This is a genomic window from Bacteroidota bacterium (assembly GCA_016706255.1).
Taxonomy (GTDB): Bacteria; Bacteroidota; Bacteroidia; order Chitinophagales; family BACL12; genus UBA7236.
This window is the reverse complement of record JADJJZ010000003.1, coordinates 1,040,414-1,058,796: the sequence shown is the minus strand read 5'-3', so window position 1 is coordinate 1,058,796 and position 18,383 is coordinate 1,040,414. Positions and strand designations below refer to the sequence as shown.

The window sequence follows — 18,383 nt, the reverse complement described above, 5'->3', positions numbered from 1 at the left end:
ACATGCCCTTATATATTTGTCCAATACCAGTGACAAAACCTTATTTTTGAGAAAAAAACATGTCAGGCAAAACGATAATAATTACAGGCGCCGATGGGGCTTTAGGCCGCGTGGTTGCAGCATTACTGCTCGAAAAAGGCACTTTTGAGGGCAAGTGCGGTAAATGAAAAAGAGTCTCGCAACCCTTGGCAGTCTTTTCCCGGATGTCATCAACAAAACCTTATTTCCTATGGTAGCCGACCTGAGTAAAGAAGCCGATGTGGAGGCACTGGTTGGAAATGATACCAATATTGCAGGACTGGGTGCACCTTGCAGGCGGGGCATAAACCGGGTAAATCGGTGAGCGACTATTCGTTTGAAGATTATGAGTTTTTATTTAACCTGAATGCCCTGCCTACATTTTTATTATTAAAGCATACTGTTCAAATTTTGAAAAAAAATAATGGTGGCAGTATCATAACAATTGGCGCAAAACCTGCCATTTATCCTGCTGCCGGAAATGCCGTTTATGCAGCCAGTAAAAGTGCAGTGGTTACCCTAACTTTAAGTGTTGCAGAAGAAGGTCGTGAAGCGGATATCCGTGCGAACTGTATCGTTCCTGCCACTTTACAAACACCAAATAATTTAAGCTGGGCAACACCTGAACAATACAAAACATTTACACCAACCAGCGATGTGGCAGATGTAATTTTATATTTATTGTCTGACGCGGCAAAAGGAATTACAGGTACCGTTATACCAATGTATAACAAAATAAATACATGATTTTTATTTATTTTGCGCATAAATTGTAACGCCCTTAATTATGTTAAAAAATGTAAACCCCGAATCTCTGTTCATTTTCGATATCGAAACTGTTCCGGGATATGCTGATTTTAATCAGCTCCTCCTGCTGTTCAAAATTATTTAACGACAAAACCGCCGTTTCCGAAAGGAAGAGGAAGATCCTGCAGAATATTATTTTTCAACAGCAGGAATATTGGCTGAATTCGGAAAAATAATTGTGATTTCCTGTGGCTATTTTGTAAAAAAAGATGACCACTATGTGTTGAATATTAAAACTTACAGTGGGCATGATGAAAAATTATTGTTGGAAACATTTACACCAACATTAATTAATGTATCAAAAAATGATTATTTATTGTGCGGTCATAATATCAAAGAATTTGATGTGCCGTGGTTGTGCCGAAGGTTTTTAATTAATGGTTTAGCCCTACCGCCTGTGCTGGATATTTACGGCAAAAAACCTTGGGAAGTAAATCATGTTGATACGCTGGAGCTCTGGAAATTCGGGGATTTCAAAAATTACACCTCATTAAATCTGCTTGCACATGTACTGCAGGTTCCAACACCTAAAGATGATATTGACGGCAGTATGGTAGGTAATGTTTATTGGAAAGAAGATAATTTAAATCGAATAGCAAAATATTGTAGCAAAGATGTAATCGCCGTTGCACAGGTAATTATGCGGTTAAAAGGATTGCCCTTGTTGAATGAAGAATATATTGTATTCCAGGATTAAATCGATGCCCGGATTACACACCCGGGCATCACTAAAACTAGCATTGATAAAAACCTGTTTAACCTGTTATTTCACCTCAACTTTTTTGCAGCAACCGTAGTTACTTCTTTTTAGGTAATACAATGTTCAACACGCCATTTTTGATCAGCATCTATTTCTCCTGCTCTAACATTTTCAGGTAAGGTAAACATACGTGAAAACGACAAGCAGCTAAATTCTTTTCTGGTGTAATTTTTTATCCTCTTCCTTTTTTTCATCCTTACGTTCGCCGTAAATTGATAACAAACCGTCCTTTTATTTCAACTTTAAAATCCTCTTTGTGCATTCCGGGAACAGCAACTTAATTCATAAAATTTTTCATTGTCAATAACATTAACTGCAGGCATTCTTTCCAAATTAATGAATTCGTCATTAAAAAACTTATCTGTGTTAAATAAGTCGGATAAATATCCGTTGGCAAATGGTGAAGACCAGCCTTTTTTACGAGTGTCATATCATTTATTTTTAAGGTGAACTGAATAATTTTTACATCCCGAATATACTATAGTTTTTAACCTAAAAGGTATGACCTGCATCACGATTTGAAATTGATTTTAATCAGTTTCAAAGCATCAATTTCCGTCTTGTCTAATTTATATTTGTGAGATTTCCACTAAACCTTAAAACTCTTTATTATCAACACTTTCAAGCGATATTTATTAAATTGGCATGTAATTTGGACAAGCCGCCGAAATGTATATCTTTGTAAACAAAATAACAGGCATGCGCTTATTAATTTTCTCGGTTTTCTATTTTTCATTTTATGTAACATTTGCACAACCCGGCAGTTTAAATACGCAATTTGCAAATAGTGGAATTTTACAATATCCCATATCAAATGGATCAGATTATGCAACCGCTATCACAGCAGCTCAAAACGGCGACATTTTTGTTGCCGGAACTAAAGAAGCAGGTTATGATACGGGCAAGGAAATATTTATTACAAAATTTAATCAGTCCGGGTTTTAGATAATCAATTTGGCACAAATGGCATTATTAGTATTAAATTATTTCATAATTCAACAGTGGTAAAAATATTACTGCAGGCAGATAAAAAATTATTATTGGTGGTTATGGTTTTGATAAGGAAAACCAAGTGAAGTATTTTTATTCGTTTAAATGCCGATGGCAAACGCGATATACAATTTGGTGATAATGGTGTTGCTGTTTCAACCTTTGCTAAATTATTTCCTGCAAACGAGTCAGCCTATCAGCTGTATGATTTTGATATAGATTTTTATAATAATATCGTTGGCGTTGGCAGCTCAAATGGAGGCAATTTGTCGAATCTCATCATAACAAAATTTAAATCTGATGGCAGACCTGACTTGAGTTTCGCGAATGGTGGACATTATACAAATCGTTTCCCGATTGGCGACCCTTTAGCTATAGATTCAAAAGATAAATGTAAAGCAACAACCATAATTGCACTTGCTGATGGCACTTATCTCATAGGCGGAAATGCCGTTCCAAAAAACAATCCGCATCCAACCAGCAATTTTATTATCCAGAAAATAAATGATAACGGCACTGCGGATTCTACATTTGCTTATGGCAAATCAATGCAACAAGGTTTTGAAGATGCATTTGATGATTTAAAAGATATTATGCTTGATGCCAAAGGAAATTATATTTTGTGTGGCACAACAACGCTAAATAGTAATGATGATTTCGGCGCAATGTTAATTAACAAAAAAGGGTATCTTGATTATTCCTATTTTGGTGATATCAGCAAAAAATACGGACCTACTGGTAAAATCAAACTTGAGTTTGCCAAAAAGTCGAATGAAACACTGAGGTGCAGCATTATGCAACCCGATGGTAAATTTTTATTAATAGGCGCCGGAACAGGCCACACTATTTTGGTTGCAAGATATAATGCGGATGGACAATTGGATACCAGTTTTGGCGAAGAGGGAACTATCGTTTATAAGCATCCCGATATTACTGAAAACGATTATTTTGATATTCATGATGCAACATTAGATAATGCCGGAAACCTGGTTATTGCAGGATGGATTTCCAAATCAGGTTCAGGCACGAATGCCGATTTATTTTTAATCGCTTTTCGTTTATTGTAATAAGGATACAACTATTCAGGATTTACTTGCATCCTCACAAATATGCATCAACAACTCCCCTATCATGAACGCCGTTTATTCTATCTTTTGGCAACTGTAGGTCTATTTTTAACTGAAGTAGCAATAGCGCTATTTGTAAATGATAGAATTGTACGGCCTTACATCGGCGATTTATTAGTCGTAATTCTTATTTATACTTTTGTAAAATTTTATTCGGGGTAATTACTTTGTGTTGCAATAGCTGTTTTATTGTTTGCTTTTTTGTGGAAGGATTACAATACATCGGACTGGTTGAAAAATTAGGATTAGCGGATAATAAAGCAGCCAGAACCATAATTGGCAGTAAATTTAATACTATCGATTTGTTGATGCACTTCAGGTTTCGTTGTTGTTATAGCAACAGAGTATTTAATTCGGAGCCGAAAACAACCATCTCCCCACCGATAAAAAAATGGCATTCACCGGTAAGAAATGTTTAATTGTGTTAAAACCGGCCGAGGTATAGCTTTATTCGTTTATTTTTGGGCAATTGATGGGGGTGAAAATAATTTCAGGTATATATTGATTTTACCATTGTTGTTAATGTGTTTTATGGCACAGGCAACAACGGTAAGTATGCCTGATGTAGATAAGGGTTTTGATGACCCTATTCCCCAGGGCGAATTTGATGAATTATTTATTCCGCTGAAACGGGTTCAGAATTTATTTCTGATTGAAGCGAGAGTAGATTCACTGGTTGGCAACTTCATTTTAGATACAGGAGCACCACATTTAGTATTAAATAAAACCTATTTTCTGGGGCAGAATGGCAGAGGGCAATGCCGCATCATACGGAATCACCGGAGGTGGCAATACGGTATTAAACACAACAATCGATTCCCTTGTTTTACAGGAAATGTTTTACACCAATGTTGATGCTGATATTGTGAATCTGGGTCACCTTGAGGATGCCCGCGGGGTAAAAATATTAGGTTGTTAGGGAACATCCTTGTTTAAAGAGGTAGAAATGGAAATCGATTTTACAAATATAATTTACTGATTCTATATAAACTGGATAAGGAAGGAAATCGTATAGTAGGATATAACCGCTTAGCACAACCCGACCTCAATGTGCCAATTGATATTGTAAATAATATCATTTTTATGGATGTATATGCCGCTGAAAAAAATTGCGCTTTTGTCTCGACACCGTGCAGAACGAAATGTATTAAGCAATATGGTGAGTAATAAAGTATTAAAACATTTTACACTTACCACCAATGGTTCGTTGGCAGGTTCGGGCGGAAATAATCAACTGGTGCTGAACGGACAAATGGATTCTGTTGTTATAGGAGGTAAATCATTTGTCGCCATGCCATTTATCCTTACCAATTTGAATTATTTGCAACTGGTTTATGAAACAACTATAAATGGAATCCTTGGTTATGACTATCTTTCGAAGGGAATTGTGACCATCAATCAAAAGAAAAAACAATTGAGTATGTATTTTTATCCTGTAGTTAAAGAATGAGCAGATTTATAAAATATTGTATTTTTTTATTGTTGCTTACTGTAGCATTACCTGAATTGTCGCATGCACAATTATCGGGTTCAGCGGTTCGTGTTACAGATGGAATGGTGCAGGTTAAAATAAAACAAAAACGTGCTGATTATGACCATCTCATGCAGTATTTTGGTTTAAATGAAGATAGTTTATTCACTTATCACAATTTAGGCAAGCTGTTTGATGAAGGATGGAAAATTAAATCTATAACAAAACGCAAAGCGATTATTTATAAGTCAGTAAGTGACGATAATATTGATTTTCAATGGGGAAATATGCCTTTGTTTTTTAATTTTGAAGGAGAAGGCAGCAGCACACCGGGATATCGGACCGGTCAGTTACGGGGTAAATAGTTTCTCCGGCAGACCAACAGTATTTGAGAATGCGGAAGATATAACTGTATTTTATTTACCGCAACAATTATCTGCTACAGATGTATTTTTAAGTGGCAATTTTAACGACTGGAGATAGGGCAAACACCGATGCAGAAAACCGATTCCGGCTGGGTTACAACAATTAAATTAAAACCGGAAAATATTTTTATAAATATATTGTAGACGGGAAATGGATTTTCGATACCAATAATAATGTAAGAGAATCTGATGGATATAATAGTTATAACAGTACTTATTTTCATACGAATTATACGTTTAAATTAAACGGATTTACCGATAAAAAACAAATGATATTGGCAGGCAGTTTTAATAACTGGAATGAAAAAGAACTCGCCATGCAAAAAACCGCAACCGGTTGGGAATTAAATTTATATTTAAAAGAAGGAACACATACTTACAAATACATTGCCGACCGCGAATGGATGCTCGACCCCGGAAACCCGCTTGCAAGGCCTGATGGCAAAGGAAATATTAATTCTGTCATGTCACTTGGGGAACCACATTATTTTGTTTTAGATGGTTATTTGGATGCTAAAATCGTAATGCTAACAGGTTCATTTAATAATTGGAATGCCGGTGAACTCATTATGGAAAACGGCAACCGGTTGGCAAATTTCCTTTGTATTACCTTCCGCAATTATGAATATAAATTTATTGTTGACGGGCAATGGATAACCGACCCTAAAAATCAGTGTAAGTCATTATTAGAAGAAAATGTAAATTCTTGTATCGTGATATCAGCAAATCATTTATTTTCATTAAATAATTTCCCGCAGGCAAAAAGAAGTATTTATTACGGTAGTTTCTGTAATTGGGCCGAACCCGGTTATAAAATGATGAACGACAATGGAGTTTGGATTTTCCTTGTTATCTGCCTGCCGGAAAATATACCTACAAATTTGTTGTTGACGGCAAGTGGATTCTTGACCCAAACAATTCCAATACCGAACAAAACGAATATGGCAGAGGCAACTCCGTTTTGTGGGTTTCTCCGGATGAAGAGTTTTTTGGAGAAATAAATTGCTGCTCCTTTTTTAAAAGTGGATATTTAATTTACTGATGTTTATTTTTTCACATCATAAATTTCTAAAAACAACACTTTTATAATAAGGATTTTACTACCCAAATTCAACGCCAAATTTTCGTTACCTTTACCTCATGTCCAAACCATTATTGCTCGACGTAAAAAACCTGGCTACCCATTTTCAGACAGAAAGTGGAATTGTTAAGGCGGTGGATGATATTTCGTTCCAGATTTTCAGAGGTGAAACTGTGGGTATTGTGGGTGAATCTGGTTCAGGCAAATCGGTAACTTCTTTATCATTGATGCGACTGATTCCTAATCCTCCGGGTATTATTGCGGTGGAGAAATGTTATATTATGAAGAGGGTAAACGCCGGTTGATTTGCGGACCATCGCCGATAAGGATATGCGTCATTATCGCGGCAATAAAATTTCTATGATTTTTCAGGAGCCCATGACGAGTTTAAATCCCGTTTTTACTTGTGGTGCTCAGGTAGATGAAGCAATAATTTTACATCAGAAAAAATCAAAAAAAGAAGCGAAACAACGAACACTCGAATTATTTGCTAAAGTTCAATTGCCAAACCCCGAGCGTATATATAATGCTTATCCGCACGAATTAAGTGGTGGCCAAAAACAACGTGTCATGATTGGCATGGCCATGAGTTGTAATCCTGATATTTTAATTGCAGATGAACCAACAACGGCATTAGATGTAACAGTTCAGAAAACAATTCTGGATTTAATGGCCGAATTAAAAAGTACAATTAATTCTTCCATCATTTTTATTACACACGACCTTGGTGTAATTGCAGATATTGCCGACCGCGTATTGGTAATGTATAAAGGTAAAATTGTTGAACAGGGCACAGTGCTCGAAATTTTGAAAACCCCAAACATCCCTATACCAAAGGCCTCATGGCTTGTCGCCCACCGCTGGGACAACGTTTGCGCAAATTACCTGTCATCGCTGATTTTATGACAGAAAATGCCAACGGTGAATTAGTTGAAAAAAATCAAACTGTTGCAGGTGCTTTAGAAAGTAATGTTGTGTCGGACGCTGAAACTAAAATGCGTCACCAGTTATTATTTCAGCAGGAGCCCATTTTGCAGATTAAAATCTGAAAACATATTTTCCAACAAATAAAAGTTTATTCGGTAAAGCAACAGGTTGGGTAAAAGCAGTGGATGATGTTTCATTTAATGTTTATCCCGAGAAACACTTGGCCTTGTGGGCGAAAGTGGTTGCGGAAAACAACTTTAGGCAGAACCATTATTCGTTTGGTTGAACCTGTTTCAGGAGAAATCATTTTTAAGGGGAAAATATTTTACATCTCCCAACAGCGAAATGAAACCGCTGCGAAAAAGATATTCAGATAATATTTCAGGACCCGTATTCATCGCTTAATCCGCGTATGACTGTTGGCAGTGCCATTAAAGAACCAATGACGGTGCACAATTTATATGCTAACGATGCCGAAAGAAAACAAAAAGTAATTGAGCTGATGGAAAAACCGGCTGAAAGCTGATTTTATAATCGTTATCCGCATGAATTTTCGGGTGGACAACGGCAGCGGATTTGTATTGCCCGCGCACTGGCGCTGAATCCGCAATTTATTATATGTGATGAAAGTGTTTCTGCACTCGACGTGAGCGTTCAGGCTCAGGTGCTCAATTTATTGATACAATTGCGTAATGAGTTTAATTTCACCTATATCTTTATCAGCCACGACCTTAGTGTTGTAAAGTTTATGAGCGACCGCATGGTGGTAATGAACAAGGGTGTAATTGAAGAAATGGGCGATGCAGATGAAATTTACAATAACCCTCAAAAAGACTATACCCGCAAGCTGATTGAGGCAATTCCGAAAGGTCAGATTAACGACATACGGAGCCGGTTCATGCAACTGCAATAAAATATTCTTTATCTTCACAACTAAATGTATATAAATAGAAAAGGTATACTCCTCATACTATTGGCTGCAGCCTTGTTCAGTGCATGCCGCAGAAGCTGATACAGGCAGGATACGCGTTACCTCGCGCCCATTGTGACCGGCGAATTGGATGTTTATGATTTAGTGCCGGATTCACTTTCAGAAATCAACGACGATGAAAGTGTTACCATCGTTTACCAAAGTCAGCTCCTCAACTACAATTTAACCGAAGAGGCAATCGAAATACCCGATACCTCCGTTGAATATTTTGTTTCTCTCGATTCCTTAGCCCTCGACGATCAAACCGTTTCTGTTAGGCTATCATTGGGAAATATTGCTATCGATTTAGGGGTTTCCAATTGGGTACTTTATTATTGCATCAAACGGCTCAGAAACTACGCTGGACCCGATTTACGGCTATCCACCGACCCAACTCCCGTGGATGCAACTACATTTTTCGAAACGGCTACTTTTAATGCCGGCTACCTGGATCTTAGTATTGCAAATGGCTTACCGGTTGATTTAGATACTGTTGTATTTAAATTAACCAACTCGGTGGGTGGCGAAACGATTTTAGAAGATACCTTTTCATATTCCTGCTGCGGGTTCCTTTAACCATTACAAAGACTCCGCGACAATGACGGTTGAAGGAAATTTGTTAGGCCAGATATTATATTTCAGCACACCGGGCAGTCCTGATGTTCCGGTTTTAATAGATACCAGCGATGTTGTAGTAATAACACTTACTGCCCGCGATATGGAATTGCAGGAAGCCGTTGCCGTTTTCCCTGAGCAAAATCTGATAAATAATGCCAACGATGTGCAATATGATATGGGCGGGCCCGAATTTACCGAAATGGGAATGGAAGCCTACATCACATTAGAAGATAGTTTGCAGGTAATTATGGTTTAGAAAATCTTGTTCCTAATTCATTGAAGGGGTATTTAGGGCAATATGAAATACTCGTTGCCGATACTACTTCAGGTGTTGAATTATTTGATCAGTTTATATCGGGAGAGATTAATTTCGGCGACATTAATATTGATTTAGCTATCACCAATGGTTTGGGTGCAAGTGGAACAGTTTTAATTAATTCTCTAGGTGGCACAAATACAGAAACCGGCGAAACCGTGTTTTTAAATTGTCCGTCTGTAGTTGAAAGTACCAATTAATATAAATCGCATTAAACAATCCGTTTATTCCCGAGTTATACAACCATTGCATTAACTTCAGCTAATTCCAATGTGAATGAATTAGTAGAAATATTTCCCGATAAATTATTTTATGATGTTGAAATGCAGGTAAATCCGAATGGCAAACGAATTTAATTACCAGGATTTCGCAATTCCATCCAGTATTATTGATATCGATTTGAATTTAAGTATGCCACTTGAATTTATGGCTACTGATTTAACATTACAAAGTGAATTCCCTGTAACCCTTGATGCAGAAAGTGGTATAGAAGGTATTGGCAATATTGATTTAACATTTTTGCCGATAATACTTTTCCACTTGAAGCAAATATTAACATTGTAGTTTATGGATGATTTAGGCACTATCTCTCGACTCGCTAAATTTTAGTGGATATAATATTCAGGCAGGCGTTTTGTCTGATGATTGTCGTGTACGATGCAACACAAACCGAAATTCATCAACTCGTTGACGGTGAATTAAAGATGCTATTTTGCTTGCAACAAAAGCAGTAGCCACCGTTACATTTAATACCGCATCAATTCCAAGCTGCAGTGATATCGTAAAAATTTATAGTGATTATAAATGGCGATACAGTTGGTTGGAGATGTAATTGCACCTTTTCAACCGCTGATTTCTGACAAGTGATGTTTAAAAAACTGATTTATTTTTTTCGATTATTCTGCCTGATGAATACCATCAGCGCTGCCGGTGATTCAACCGCAATCATAACAAATAACGATTTATATGCTCGCCAACAACCATTTTTGGCATTTACGATCCATTAAATGTGAGATGAAAGATCACAGGATTGTATTTAATGGTTATGGCGATTTATATACAGCAAGTAATTGTTTCAGTGCGAGTTTTATTCAAAACTTTTTTGGCAGCGGATTTATTACCGAACAAATGAAAGCCGATGCTGTTGCAAAATTATCCGATAAAAACAGAATTGGTGTTGATTTATCCAGTGGGTTGTATATGATGATGGCATTAAAAAATTATCCTTCAACCATTTTTATTGCGTGGGTAGATTATAATTTTCAGGAGAGCAGCGAATTCACTGACGATTTATTTCATTTAGTGTTTTATGGTAATTACGATTATCAGGATTATACCGCACAACTTTCTGGTTCTAAGTTTAGTCTCACCAACACGATGGAATACAAAGTTGGGTTGATGAAAAATTACACTGAAGATTATAACAATTTCAAACTTGGAGCAACTATAGGATTAGTGCAAGGCATTTCGGGTTTAGATATTAAAGCCCCTACAGCAACATTATACACCGCTGAAGATGGACGTTATCTTGATTTAGATTATGATTTCAGTATCAAAACATCCGGTGATAAAACCATCACTTAGTAATTTTGCGGGGTTGGATTTAGCGCGGATATTTTGGTCAGATTTATTTAAAAGGTCCTGAAATTAGAATTAATGCAATGGTAAACGATTTGGGTATGGTATTTTGAATAGGACCCGACAAAAATATATTCAGATTCAACGGTTCATTTTGAAGGTGTTGAAATAGATAATTTATTTGGCGCTGCAGATGATGTTACCGGAAGGAAATTCAGATTCTTTATTACAAATATTAGGCGTAACAGAAGAAACGGATGTATTTACACAAGCATTACCATCACGCATAAATATTTCTGCAAATAAAATGTTTGGTGAATCTTTTATTTCACTCTTGGTGGTCAGTATATATTAAATACACCATATGATCCCTCGTATTTATGGAGATTGCAAAATCCATAACACCAATACAATTAACAGTTGGCATTAATGCCCATACAGGAGGTTACGGCCAATTTAATGCAGGCATCAACATCTCAAAATCATTCGGCAGTTTCTCGATCTCCGCCTGGGGCTCCAACAGCCTCCTCGGCCTCGTAGCCCCCGATGCCTTCAAGGCGTTGGTGCATACGGTTCGGTAGTGGTGAGGTTGTGAATTTAAATATGCAACCCGTTCGGCAGTTAAAGCTACGCGGTTGAGTTTGTCTATATTTCATTTTTTGTTTATGATTTACGGATTTATTGTTCGATTTTACATTTTTGTTTCACTTTCTACGGAGTTACTTATTTAGGGAGGGCATCGTTGTTTACCATTCTCTCACCGCCGCGGTTGGTGCATCGTTGTTTTTAATTAGGACCATTAATCGAATATCTCCTAGCCTCATAATTTGATCATGCAATTTAAAAATAATTCGACTCATGGTATTTTATCTACAAATCAAACCAGCGTAGCAGTGAAAGATTGGTAAAACCAACCCCTAGAATCCGAACCCGCAGGTTTACCTGCCGGACGAGGCAGGGTGACACAAAAATGTGCATTAAAGATTAATGTAAAATAATATCACAGCATGCCATTTTATCCATAAACAAAAACTGCGTAGCAGTTTGTAGTAACATCGATCCAAAAGAATCGTTTGAACCCCAGCGGGGTGACACAAAAAATGTGCATTAAAGATTAATGTAAAAATAATAGCACAACATGTCATTTCACCCATAAACAAAAACTGCAGCAGGAAAGATTGGTAACAAACCCACCCCCAAGAATCTGTTGAACCCAGCGGCTTACCCGCCTAATAAGGCAGGGGTGACACAAAAATGTGAATCTAGGATAATGCCTGCAATCACCATTCAGGCATCTAATATTTGCAAATTCATTTTCGCTAAATGGGATACATCACCTTGTTGTGATACACATATAATCACATCTTAAAAATCTTGGGTTATTTTTGCGCTTCATGTCGAACATTTTACAAACACCTGTTTTAATTCTTGGGGCCGGACCGGAGGGGCTGCAACCATTGTTTTTAGCAAAAGAAAATATCCCTTGTATTGTCGCCGATAAGGCGATTTTTCCCCGCGATAAAATTTGTGGTGATGCCCTGAGCGGAAAGGTGGTTGAAATTTTAAACCGCTACGACCGCTCCTTTGTCGAAAAACTGAGCTTGTCCCCATCCAGCTTAATTGCTGGGTGTTACGTTTGTTGCGCCTAATTTGGAGGAATTGAGCATTCCCTTCCGAATAAACCCAAAAACAGACGAAAAACGCGAAATCGCACCCGGGTTTATTACAAAACGTATGGATTTCGACAATTTTATGATCGAAGAGGTGAAAAAACATGCTTCGGTTAATTTGCTGCAGGGTGTTGAAATCGACCGCTTTGAAAAAACCGCTGAGGGATTCACCTGTTACGATAAAGCCGGAAACTATACCATCAACGCCCAACTGGTAATTGACGGAAGTGGCGCGCATTCGCAGTTGCGAAAAAATTGGGGTTTGGAGGTAGAGAAGGAACACCACTGCGCTGGTTTGCGGGTATATTATAAAGGTGTTACAGGCATCAAGGAAGGCAATTATATTGAGCTCCATTTCCTAAAGGACTTTTTACCGGGTTATTTCTGGATTTTCCCGCTGGCAAATGGCGAATGTAACGTGGGCGTAGGTATGCGCAGCGATTACGTGGTAAAAAAAGCGTATCAACCTCAAAAACGAGCTCAACAATATCATCAAAAAATACCCACAACTAAGTGAACGCTTCAAAAATGCGGAGCCTGTGGACGATATACGCGGCTATGGTTTACCCTTAGGCAGTAAAAAGCGAAAACTGAGCGGCGACAACTACATGCTTATTGGCGACGCTGCCAGCCTGATTGACCCTTTTACCGGCGAAGGTATCGGAAACGCTATTTTAAGCGGTTATACGGCAGCGCAGCAGGCAAAGGAGGCCATTGAGCAACAAAACTTCGCTGCGGCAGGGCTCAAAAAATACGATGAGGCCATTTATAGGCGCTTAGGTGGCGAATTAAACCTGAGTTACCGGATGCAAAAATTAGTTAAATACCCCTGGCTGTTCAACTTTGTGGTCCGCAAAGCCAACAGGAACAAGGTTTTACGCGAAACTATCATGGTAATGTTCGAAGATATCGACATTCGCGACCAGTTGAGAAAGCCTTCGTTTTATTTCAAATTGTTATTTTCGGGTAAAAATTGACATCATATGAAAAAATTAATCTACCTCGTAGTAATGGCTGCAACGTTCAGTCTGGCTACTTCTTGCAAAGACAAGGAAAAGATCAGCAGTGATGATGACATCGATGACATTACTTATGTAATCAGCGCTGACAATCTCGCCTAAACGGCACAACATTTGCTCTTTGGAGGCACACACACTTTTTAAGAAAATTTAGAACAATTCTTTCTCCAATTCGATGTAATTTTGTGTAAATTTGAACAATGAAAAAATTAGTTTACAGTCTGTTATTTGTTTCAGAACCATCATGATGGTGTCTTGCGGTGGTAGGATAAAAAGGGCGATGATGCCGAAGATATGGAAGATATGACCATGAACGAAGGAAGTGTATATCAACTGGCTTCATACACGCCCGGCGATTCATCAAAAACCTACGGTAAAGCAATAACAGCAGAAGGTGCTGCAAACATATTAAATGTTGCAGGTAACAAAGCTAAGGCTGACGGTTACACCGGAAAAGTTTTCGGACAGTAACAGGTGTTTGTCAGGCCAAAGGTTGCTGGATGACCTTAGATGCAGGCAACGGTGAAACCATGATGGTAACCTTTAAAGACTACGGATTTTTTGTTCCGAAAGATATCACAGGTAAAACTGTTGTTGTAGAAGGCAAAGCAGAAATCCGTGAAGTTTCTGTTGACGAGCAACGTCACCTTGCAGCAGATGCCGGCAAGAGCCAAAAAGAAATAGATGCTATCACACAACCCAAGCAGGAATTACGTTTCGTAGCCGACGGTGTATTGATAAAATAATTCTTTTCCACATTATTTTTATTTACCACTAAAGGTTGTATCTTTGCGACACTTTTGAAAAAAAGGGGTGCAAAATATTGCTGCCTTTAATATCAAAACATAGGTGATTTCGATTCCGTAGCTCAGTTGGTAGAGCATAACACTTTTAATGTTGGGGTCCTGGGTTCGAGTCCCAGCGGGATCACGCTAATCAAGCATAAACCCTTGTAAATCAATGATTTACGAGGGTTTTTTAGTTTTGGGGTAAACATTGGGTAAACAATGCTTCGCTAGTTGCTCTCCTTTCTCAATAATACAAGCTTTACATACGAACCAACTTCATTTCAAAACCAATCCAAAGCACCGCAAACTATGGGCAAATTGAGTGTTATCGAATTTTTTTTACTAATAGTTTATCTTTAACACATAATTATTGAATAATGAGTTTAATCAAGGTTAATGATTTTTACTAGAATTGAAGAAAATAAGCTTTTAACTTAAGTTTAGAGGCTTTGACACAGCCAATAAATAGAGTTCTAAACTCAGAAGGTAAATTGAGAGAATTTTATAAAATACGAAAGCCAGTGTTAAAAACAGCCTAAAGACGTATACCTGATAAATACAATTTAAAACCTGATAGATATGTTTAAACATCAACCCAACAAATCATTAGTTTATGAAAAAGTATTTAAATCATTTCCAGGCATTACTAATGAAATGGGGGATGATATTATCTATGAATTTACAAAAATTTACGACAAAAAAATTTATATTATAAGGGGAGAAACCATTTGCAGACCTTATATGCTAATACGAGATAATTTATTAAACCAAGAAGATCCTCCATTGACTCCGGAAATCCTCTTAACTGGGCGAATTAATTTTTCGCCCCGCAGAAAAGTATTCTATTATATCCTCAATAAAGATTTTATAAGGTATCCATTACTATTAGAGACACAAGATCAAATAGTCTTTAAATACTTATATGAAAATAAAGATTTAAACTACAAAAAATTTATATATTTCTGAGAGAAAGTAATTTTCCATTACTAGAGAAATATGCCTACTATTTATTTGGCAGGTTAAATCAATTTGATTTAGAAACAATTAACGAAATGAAAACTCACCCGGAATTTATATTTTATGGAAGTTATTATTATGGCGAAGTGTATCACTGGCAGCAATATTTAGAATCCGAAGCACGTCACAAAAATTTGATTCAAAGTGTTTTAGAAGATTCTCCATCTGAAAGATCAAATTACTCTCAACACCCTATGATATTTTTGCCATAGATATATTTGCACCAAGCGAATTTGATAGGCTTCATTTGATGTTTATAAAATATGGCTGGGACTATGCAAAAGAAAACACTCAAAATGATGAGGAAAATTATTCTAGTTATCAAAACAATCAAGCTTATGAAAGTATGAAACGAGATTTAGAAGATAGTTATATTGAACGGGATACATCTTGCCCTTATTGTCAAGAAGACCCATGCATGTGTAGTGATCCCGATGCTGAATAATTTAAACACCAACTAATAAGTAATACAAATATAAATACCTTAATTTGGATTTATTGATGATTATGTGCCTCACTGGTTAACCTTTGGCATAACTCATAATTTAAGCGACCTAGTCAATATCGCTACACATGCATGGGTCTTCTTGGCATCTAGGACAATATCTAGCATTTATATGCCTATTATTTTTTTCACCCCATTCATCGGCAGTTAGTTTAGTATCAGTTGTAACATAATAAATTTTCTGGTCTTTTACAACCCTAAAGTTGACAGGGACCATGCCTTTTTTGTTCATTTTGTCTTTGCGTAAATTGGTTGTAACTGCTGCTATATACATGTTATTGAATTTATATCAAATATACTCCAAAAAGTGAAAGTAGGTAAGCATTTGGCTCATTTGTTGAATTTATTTGACTTTTGAAAGCATCGTCAAACAGATGAACCCTTTTTAAACAGAGCATTGATAAAGATAGGGTGTAATCGGAAACAATTTCAATAATTCTAATGTGATCGATAATCAAGTATAAACTCTTGTAAATCAATCCTTTACAAGGGTTTTTAGTTTTGGGGTAAAAATTGGGAGTTTTAGGGCAGAAAGCTCTATTTTTGAGAAACTATTTTATGTTAATCAAAAAGCATTAAGCAATGATCAAAGGAGAAATATTTTTCGGAAGGAAATCTTCGGAGGCTTATCATCCTATAGTTTACTTAGAAGATTATGATTCGGGCTTCTTTATCGGAGTAATGTTGACTTCATCCAAAAGATACCCCGGAAATATTTTAATGAAACCGGAACATATCAGAATAAATGATGAAAAAGGTAACAACTTTGAATTAACTTTTAATAATACCCATTTCGTTAGAGCAAAACTTCTTAAAAGGATTGAGTGGGAGCCATTTAGAAAGGTTGGTGAACTCTCTGATGAAGGAATCCAATTTATAGAGGATAATATTAACTCTAATAAAGCAATACTTTGGGAGGAATATCTAAAAGAATCTGAACAATATAAATAAAAATAATTGTGCGAGACTACTATTACATATTAGGTATTTCAGAAAAGGCCAATGAGCAAGAAATAAAAAGTGCCTATCGTAAACTATCGAATAAATTTCACTCAGATAAAAATAATGGAGAAAAATTCTTTGAAGAAAGGTTCAAAGAAATATTAGAAGCATATGAAATATTATCAAAAAACGATAAAAGAAAAGATTACGATTTAAGATTAAGCTACTTTAAGGCTTCAAGACCAAATAGCGATGATCTAAAAAAAAAGGAAGAGGATTTGCGCCGTAAATTTGAAGAGGAATATCGAAAGAAGCAAGAAGAACTAAGAAAAACATATGAGGATCTTGAAACTAAAACCAAAAATGAATCGGAAAAAGGAAAAGAATCTTTAGGTATCCCTTTATTTTTTATAATTGTTATTTTTATAGGGCTACTGATTTACTTTTTATTGATCAATCAAAATGAAAGTAAATCAACCATATCAGATAAAAGTCCAACTTCTCCTAAAGTTGACTATATTCAACCTCCATTAATAAAATCACAAGCATCGAGTGTTATCGAATCAAATGGCTTTGACCCCGACAAAATTATCCTCATTATTGATACAACCTATACCCAACTTTCAAAATTTCCTGATTCTACAGACTTACAGGAACAAAATAATTGGCGAAAGTATATTTTTACAGATATCGATGGTGATAATATACCTGAATTGCTTACCTACTATTATACTGGGGGTGCTCACACTTATAATTACAATTTTTTTCAGCAAATTTCTACAAACACATTTAAATCAATATTTTCCTTTGAAGGGGGTTATCAGGCCATTGATTTTAATAATAACAAATTAAAAATAAATTTATATGCACAACTTGGATATTTCTACACTTTCTATGCTTGTAATATGAGTAATGAACTGCCCAATGGAAAATTTACCCCTTATATAACATTAGTATATGAAAAGGGTGCGCTTTACTTTGACAAACAAGATACGGATTTAAATCAAATAATTTTTGAGAACTTGACATACTTAAAGAATAGGGATTTGCCAAAATTAGTTAGTGGTTTCGATGATGGGACAAGAAAAGCTTATGCCGAACATATTATTACATTTTATTTTAATAATGAAAAAAACATTGATTTGACAAAAAATCTTTTTACTGAATATTATATCGGGAATGACAATACGGAGATCTGGGATCAAATAGTTAAACAACTTGATGCTATATTTGATATGAGTGAAGGGATGAATGAAAAAAGTGATGGAATGATCCAATACTTAGAGAGTCTTGACAATGAACTGAAATGAAAATAATTAAGTAATTGAGTATAAATTTATATGCCACAATAAGC

General features: G+C 36.3%; 25 protein-coding genes, 1 tRNA gene and 3 pseudogenes. 28 read left to right on the top strand and 1 reads right to left on the bottom strand.

Annotation, left to right across the window (positions count from 1 at the left end):
• The first annotated feature begins 163 nt into the window (after positions 1-163).
• The 3 genes and pseudogenes from IPI65_06400 (at position 164) to IPI65_06390 (ending at position 1,522) form a co-directional block, all read left to right on the top strand.
• On the top strand, positions 164-343 hold the full coding sequence (locus IPI65_06400) for a hypothetical protein (GenBank protein MBK7441154.1): 180 nt from the start codon (positions 164-166) through the stop codon (positions 341-343).
• On the top strand, positions 340-765 hold the full coding sequence (locus IPI65_06395) for an SDR family oxidoreductase (protein ID MBK7441153.1): 426 nt from the start codon (positions 340-342) through the stop codon (positions 763-765). The genes IPI65_06400 and IPI65_06395 overlap by 4 nt, the downstream gene beginning before the upstream one ends.
• A 40-nt stretch (positions 766-805) precedes the next feature.
• Positions 806-1,522, top strand: a pseudogene (locus IPI65_06390) (ribonuclease H-like domain-containing protein).
• Positions 1,523-1,632: 110 nt separating this feature from the next.
• Here the strand turns inward: IPI65_06390 and IPI65_06385 are convergent.
• The gene (locus IPI65_06385) at positions 1,633-1,779 is read right to left on the bottom strand and encodes an Hsp20/alpha crystallin family protein (GenBank protein ID MBK7441152.1); all 147 of its coding nucleotides are present in this window, start codon (positions 1,777-1,779) and stop codon (positions 1,633-1,635) included.
• Positions 1,780-2,284: 505 nt separating this feature from the next.
• Here IPI65_06385 and IPI65_06380 point away from each other — a divergent pair.
• The 25 genes and pseudogenes from IPI65_06380 to IPI65_06260 all read left to right on the top strand — a co-directional run bounded on the left by IPI65_06380 (position 2,285) and on the right by IPI65_06260 (position 18,339).
• On the top strand, positions 2,285-2,530 hold the full coding sequence (locus IPI65_06380) for a hypothetical protein (GenBank protein ID MBK7441151.1): 246 nt from the start codon (positions 2,285-2,287) through the stop codon (positions 2,528-2,530).
• A gap of 311 nt (positions 2,531-2,841) precedes the next feature.
• The gene (locus IPI65_06375; protein ID MBK7441150.1) at positions 2,842-3,642 is read left to right on the top strand and encodes a hypothetical protein; all 801 of its coding nucleotides are present in this window, start codon (positions 2,842-2,844) and stop codon (positions 3,640-3,642) included.
• A 42-nt stretch (positions 3,643-3,684) separates the two neighbouring features.
• A complete protein-coding gene (locus tag IPI65_06370) occupies positions 3,685-3,864 on the top strand; it encodes a hypothetical protein (GenBank protein MBK7441149.1) in 180 nt (59 codons plus the stop codon).
• Between the two features lie 41 nt (positions 3,865-3,905).
• The gene (locus IPI65_06365; GenBank protein MBK7441148.1) at positions 3,906-4,121 is read left to right on the top strand and encodes a hypothetical protein; all 216 of its coding nucleotides are present in this window, start codon (positions 3,906-3,908) and stop codon (positions 4,119-4,121) included.
• Between the two features lie 112 nt (positions 4,122-4,233).
• Positions 4,234-4,557, top strand: coding sequence for a hypothetical protein (locus IPI65_06360; protein ID MBK7441147.1), 324 nt, complete (start codon positions 4,234-4,236; stop codon positions 4,555-4,557).
• A gap of 262 nt (positions 4,558-4,819) precedes the next feature.
• On the top strand, positions 4,820-5,152 hold the full coding sequence (locus IPI65_06355) for a hypothetical protein (protein ID MBK7441146.1): 333 nt from the start codon (positions 4,820-4,822) through the stop codon (positions 5,150-5,152).
• The gene (locus IPI65_06350; protein ID MBK7441145.1) at positions 5,149-5,538 is read left to right on the top strand and encodes a hypothetical protein; all 390 of its coding nucleotides are present in this window, start codon (positions 5,149-5,151) and stop codon (positions 5,536-5,538) included. The genes IPI65_06355 and IPI65_06350 overlap by 4 nt, the downstream gene beginning before the upstream one ends.
• Before the next feature lie 335 nt (positions 5,539-5,873).
• Positions 5,874-6,599: a glycogen-binding domain-containing protein gene (locus IPI65_06345; protein MBK7441144.1), complete on the top strand. Its 726-nt coding sequence runs from the start codon at positions 5,874-5,876 to the stop codon at positions 6,597-6,599.
• A 139-nt stretch (positions 6,600-6,738) separates the two neighbouring features.
• On the top strand, positions 6,739-6,984 hold the full coding sequence (locus tag IPI65_06340) for an ATP-binding cassette domain-containing protein (GenBank protein MBK7441143.1): 246 nt from the start codon (positions 6,739-6,741) through the stop codon (positions 6,982-6,984).
• Positions 6,985-7,009: 25 nt separating this feature from the next.
• Positions 7,010-8,519, top strand: a pseudogene (locus tag IPI65_06335) (ABC transporter ATP-binding protein).
• A gap of 132 nt (positions 8,520-8,651) precedes the next feature.
• Positions 8,652-9,152: a hypothetical protein gene (locus IPI65_06330; GenBank protein ID MBK7441142.1), complete on the top strand. Its 501-nt coding sequence runs from the start codon at positions 8,652-8,654 to the stop codon at positions 9,150-9,152.
• A 22-nt stretch (positions 9,153-9,174) separates the two neighbouring features.
• A complete protein-coding gene (locus tag IPI65_06325; GenBank protein MBK7441141.1) occupies positions 9,175-9,450 on the top strand; it encodes a hypothetical protein in 276 nt (91 codons plus the stop codon).
• A 20-nt stretch (positions 9,451-9,470) separates the two neighbouring features.
• Positions 9,471-9,710 carry a hypothetical protein gene (locus IPI65_06320; GenBank protein ID MBK7441140.1) on the top strand — a complete coding sequence of 80 codons (240 nt, stop codon included), beginning with the start codon at positions 9,471-9,473 and terminating at the stop codon, positions 9,708-9,710.
• Between the two features lie 139 nt (positions 9,711-9,849).
• Positions 9,850-10,074, top strand: a complete 225-nt coding sequence (locus IPI65_06315; GenBank protein MBK7441139.1) for a hypothetical protein — start codon at positions 9,850-9,852, stop codon at positions 10,072-10,074.
• 450 nt (positions 10,075-10,524) lie between these two features.
• Positions 10,525-11,094 carry a hypothetical protein gene (locus IPI65_06310; protein MBK7441138.1) on the top strand — a complete coding sequence of 190 codons (570 nt, stop codon included), beginning with the start codon at positions 10,525-10,527 and terminating at the stop codon, positions 11,092-11,094.
• 175 nt (positions 11,095-11,269) lie between these two features.
• A complete protein-coding gene (locus IPI65_06305) occupies positions 11,270-11,443 on the top strand; it encodes a hypothetical protein (protein MBK7441137.1) in 174 nt (57 codons plus the stop codon).
• 1,039 nt (positions 11,444-12,482) lie between these two features.
• Positions 12,483-13,735: pseudogene (locus IPI65_06300) on the top strand (NAD(P)/FAD-dependent oxidoreductase).
• Between the two features lie 6 nt (positions 13,736-13,741).
• Complete coding sequence (locus IPI65_06295) at positions 13,742-13,879, top strand: hypothetical protein (protein ID MBK7441136.1); 138 nt, start codon at positions 13,742-13,744, stop codon at positions 13,877-13,879.
• A 192-nt stretch (positions 13,880-14,071) separates the two neighbouring features.
• Positions 14,072-14,248: a hypothetical protein gene (locus IPI65_06290; GenBank protein MBK7441135.1), complete on the top strand. Its 177-nt coding sequence runs from the start codon at positions 14,072-14,074 to the stop codon at positions 14,246-14,248.
• Between the two features lie 29 nt (positions 14,249-14,277).
• The gene (locus IPI65_06285) at positions 14,278-14,523 is read left to right on the top strand and encodes a DUF4920 domain-containing protein (GenBank protein MBK7441134.1); all 246 of its coding nucleotides are present in this window, start codon (positions 14,278-14,280) and stop codon (positions 14,521-14,523) included.
• A gap of 111 nt (positions 14,524-14,634) precedes the next feature.
• Positions 14,635-14,707 (top strand) — tRNA-Lys (locus tag IPI65_06280).
• Between the two features lie 437 nt (positions 14,708-15,144).
• Complete coding sequence (locus tag IPI65_06275; protein MBK7441133.1) at positions 15,145-15,531, top strand: hypothetical protein; 387 nt, start codon at positions 15,145-15,147, stop codon at positions 15,529-15,531.
• 298 nt (positions 15,532-15,829) lie between these two features.
• On the top strand, positions 15,830-16,027 hold the full coding sequence (locus tag IPI65_06270; GenBank protein ID MBK7441132.1) for a hypothetical protein: 198 nt from the start codon (positions 15,830-15,832) through the stop codon (positions 16,025-16,027).
• A gap of 642 nt (positions 16,028-16,669) precedes the next feature.
• Positions 16,670-17,038, top strand: coding sequence for a hypothetical protein (locus tag IPI65_06265; GenBank protein MBK7441131.1), 369 nt, complete (start codon positions 16,670-16,672; stop codon positions 17,036-17,038).
• A gap of 5 nt (positions 17,039-17,043) precedes the next feature.
• Positions 17,044-18,339, top strand: coding sequence for a J domain-containing protein (locus tag IPI65_06260; protein MBK7441130.1), 1,296 nt, complete (start codon positions 17,044-17,046; stop codon positions 18,337-18,339).
• Positions 18,340-18,383 lie beyond the last annotated feature (44 nt).

Coding starts and splice junctions, on each gene's coding strand:
- IPI65_06400 (MBK7441154.1), top strand. CDS start 164: ATGAAAAAGAGTCTCGCAACCCTTGGCAGTCTTTTCCCGGATGTCATC.
- IPI65_06325 (MBK7441141.1), top strand. CDS start 9,175: ATGACGGTTGAAGGAAATTTGTTAGGCCAGATATTATATTTCAGCACA.
- IPI65_06285 (MBK7441134.1), top strand. CDS start 14,278: ATGACCTTAGATGCAGGCAACGGTGAAACCATGATGGTAACCTTTAAA.
- IPI65_06310 (MBK7441138.1), top strand. CDS start 10,525: ATGAAAGATCACAGGATTGTATTTAATGGTTATGGCGATTTATATACA.
- IPI65_06340 (MBK7441143.1), top strand. CDS start 6,739: ATGTCCAAACCATTATTGCTCGACGTAAAAAACCTGGCTACCCATTTT.
- IPI65_06265 (MBK7441131.1), top strand. CDS start 16,670: ATGATCAAAGGAGAAATATTTTTCGGAAGGAAATCTTCGGAGGCTTAT.
- IPI65_06290 (MBK7441135.1), top strand. CDS start 14,072: ATGGAAGATATGACCATGAACGAAGGAAGTGTATATCAACTGGCTTCA.
- IPI65_06275 (MBK7441133.1), top strand. CDS start 15,145: ATGTTTAAACATCAACCCAACAAATCATTAGTTTATGAAAAAGTATTT.
- IPI65_06380 (MBK7441151.1), top strand. CDS start 2,285: ATGCGCTTATTAATTTTCTCGGTTTTCTATTTTTCATTTTATGTAACA.
- IPI65_06370 (MBK7441149.1), top strand. CDS start 3,685: ATGCATCAACAACTCCCCTATCATGAACGCCGTTTATTCTATCTTTTG.
- IPI65_06315 (MBK7441139.1), top strand. CDS start 9,850: ATGGCAAACGAATTTAATTACCAGGATTTCGCAATTCCATCCAGTATT.
- IPI65_06350 (MBK7441145.1), top strand. CDS start 5,149: ATGAGCAGATTTATAAAATATTGTATTTTTTTATTGTTGCTTACTGTA.
- IPI65_06385 (MBK7441152.1), bottom strand. CDS start 1,779: ATGAAAAAAAGGAAGAGGATAAAAAATTACACCAGAAAAGAATTTAGC.
- IPI65_06360 (MBK7441147.1), top strand. CDS start 4,234: ATGGCACAGGCAACAACGGTAAGTATGCCTGATGTAGATAAGGGTTTT.
- IPI65_06295 (MBK7441136.1), top strand. CDS start 13,742: ATGAAAAAATTAATCTACCTCGTAGTAATGGCTGCAACGTTCAGTCTG.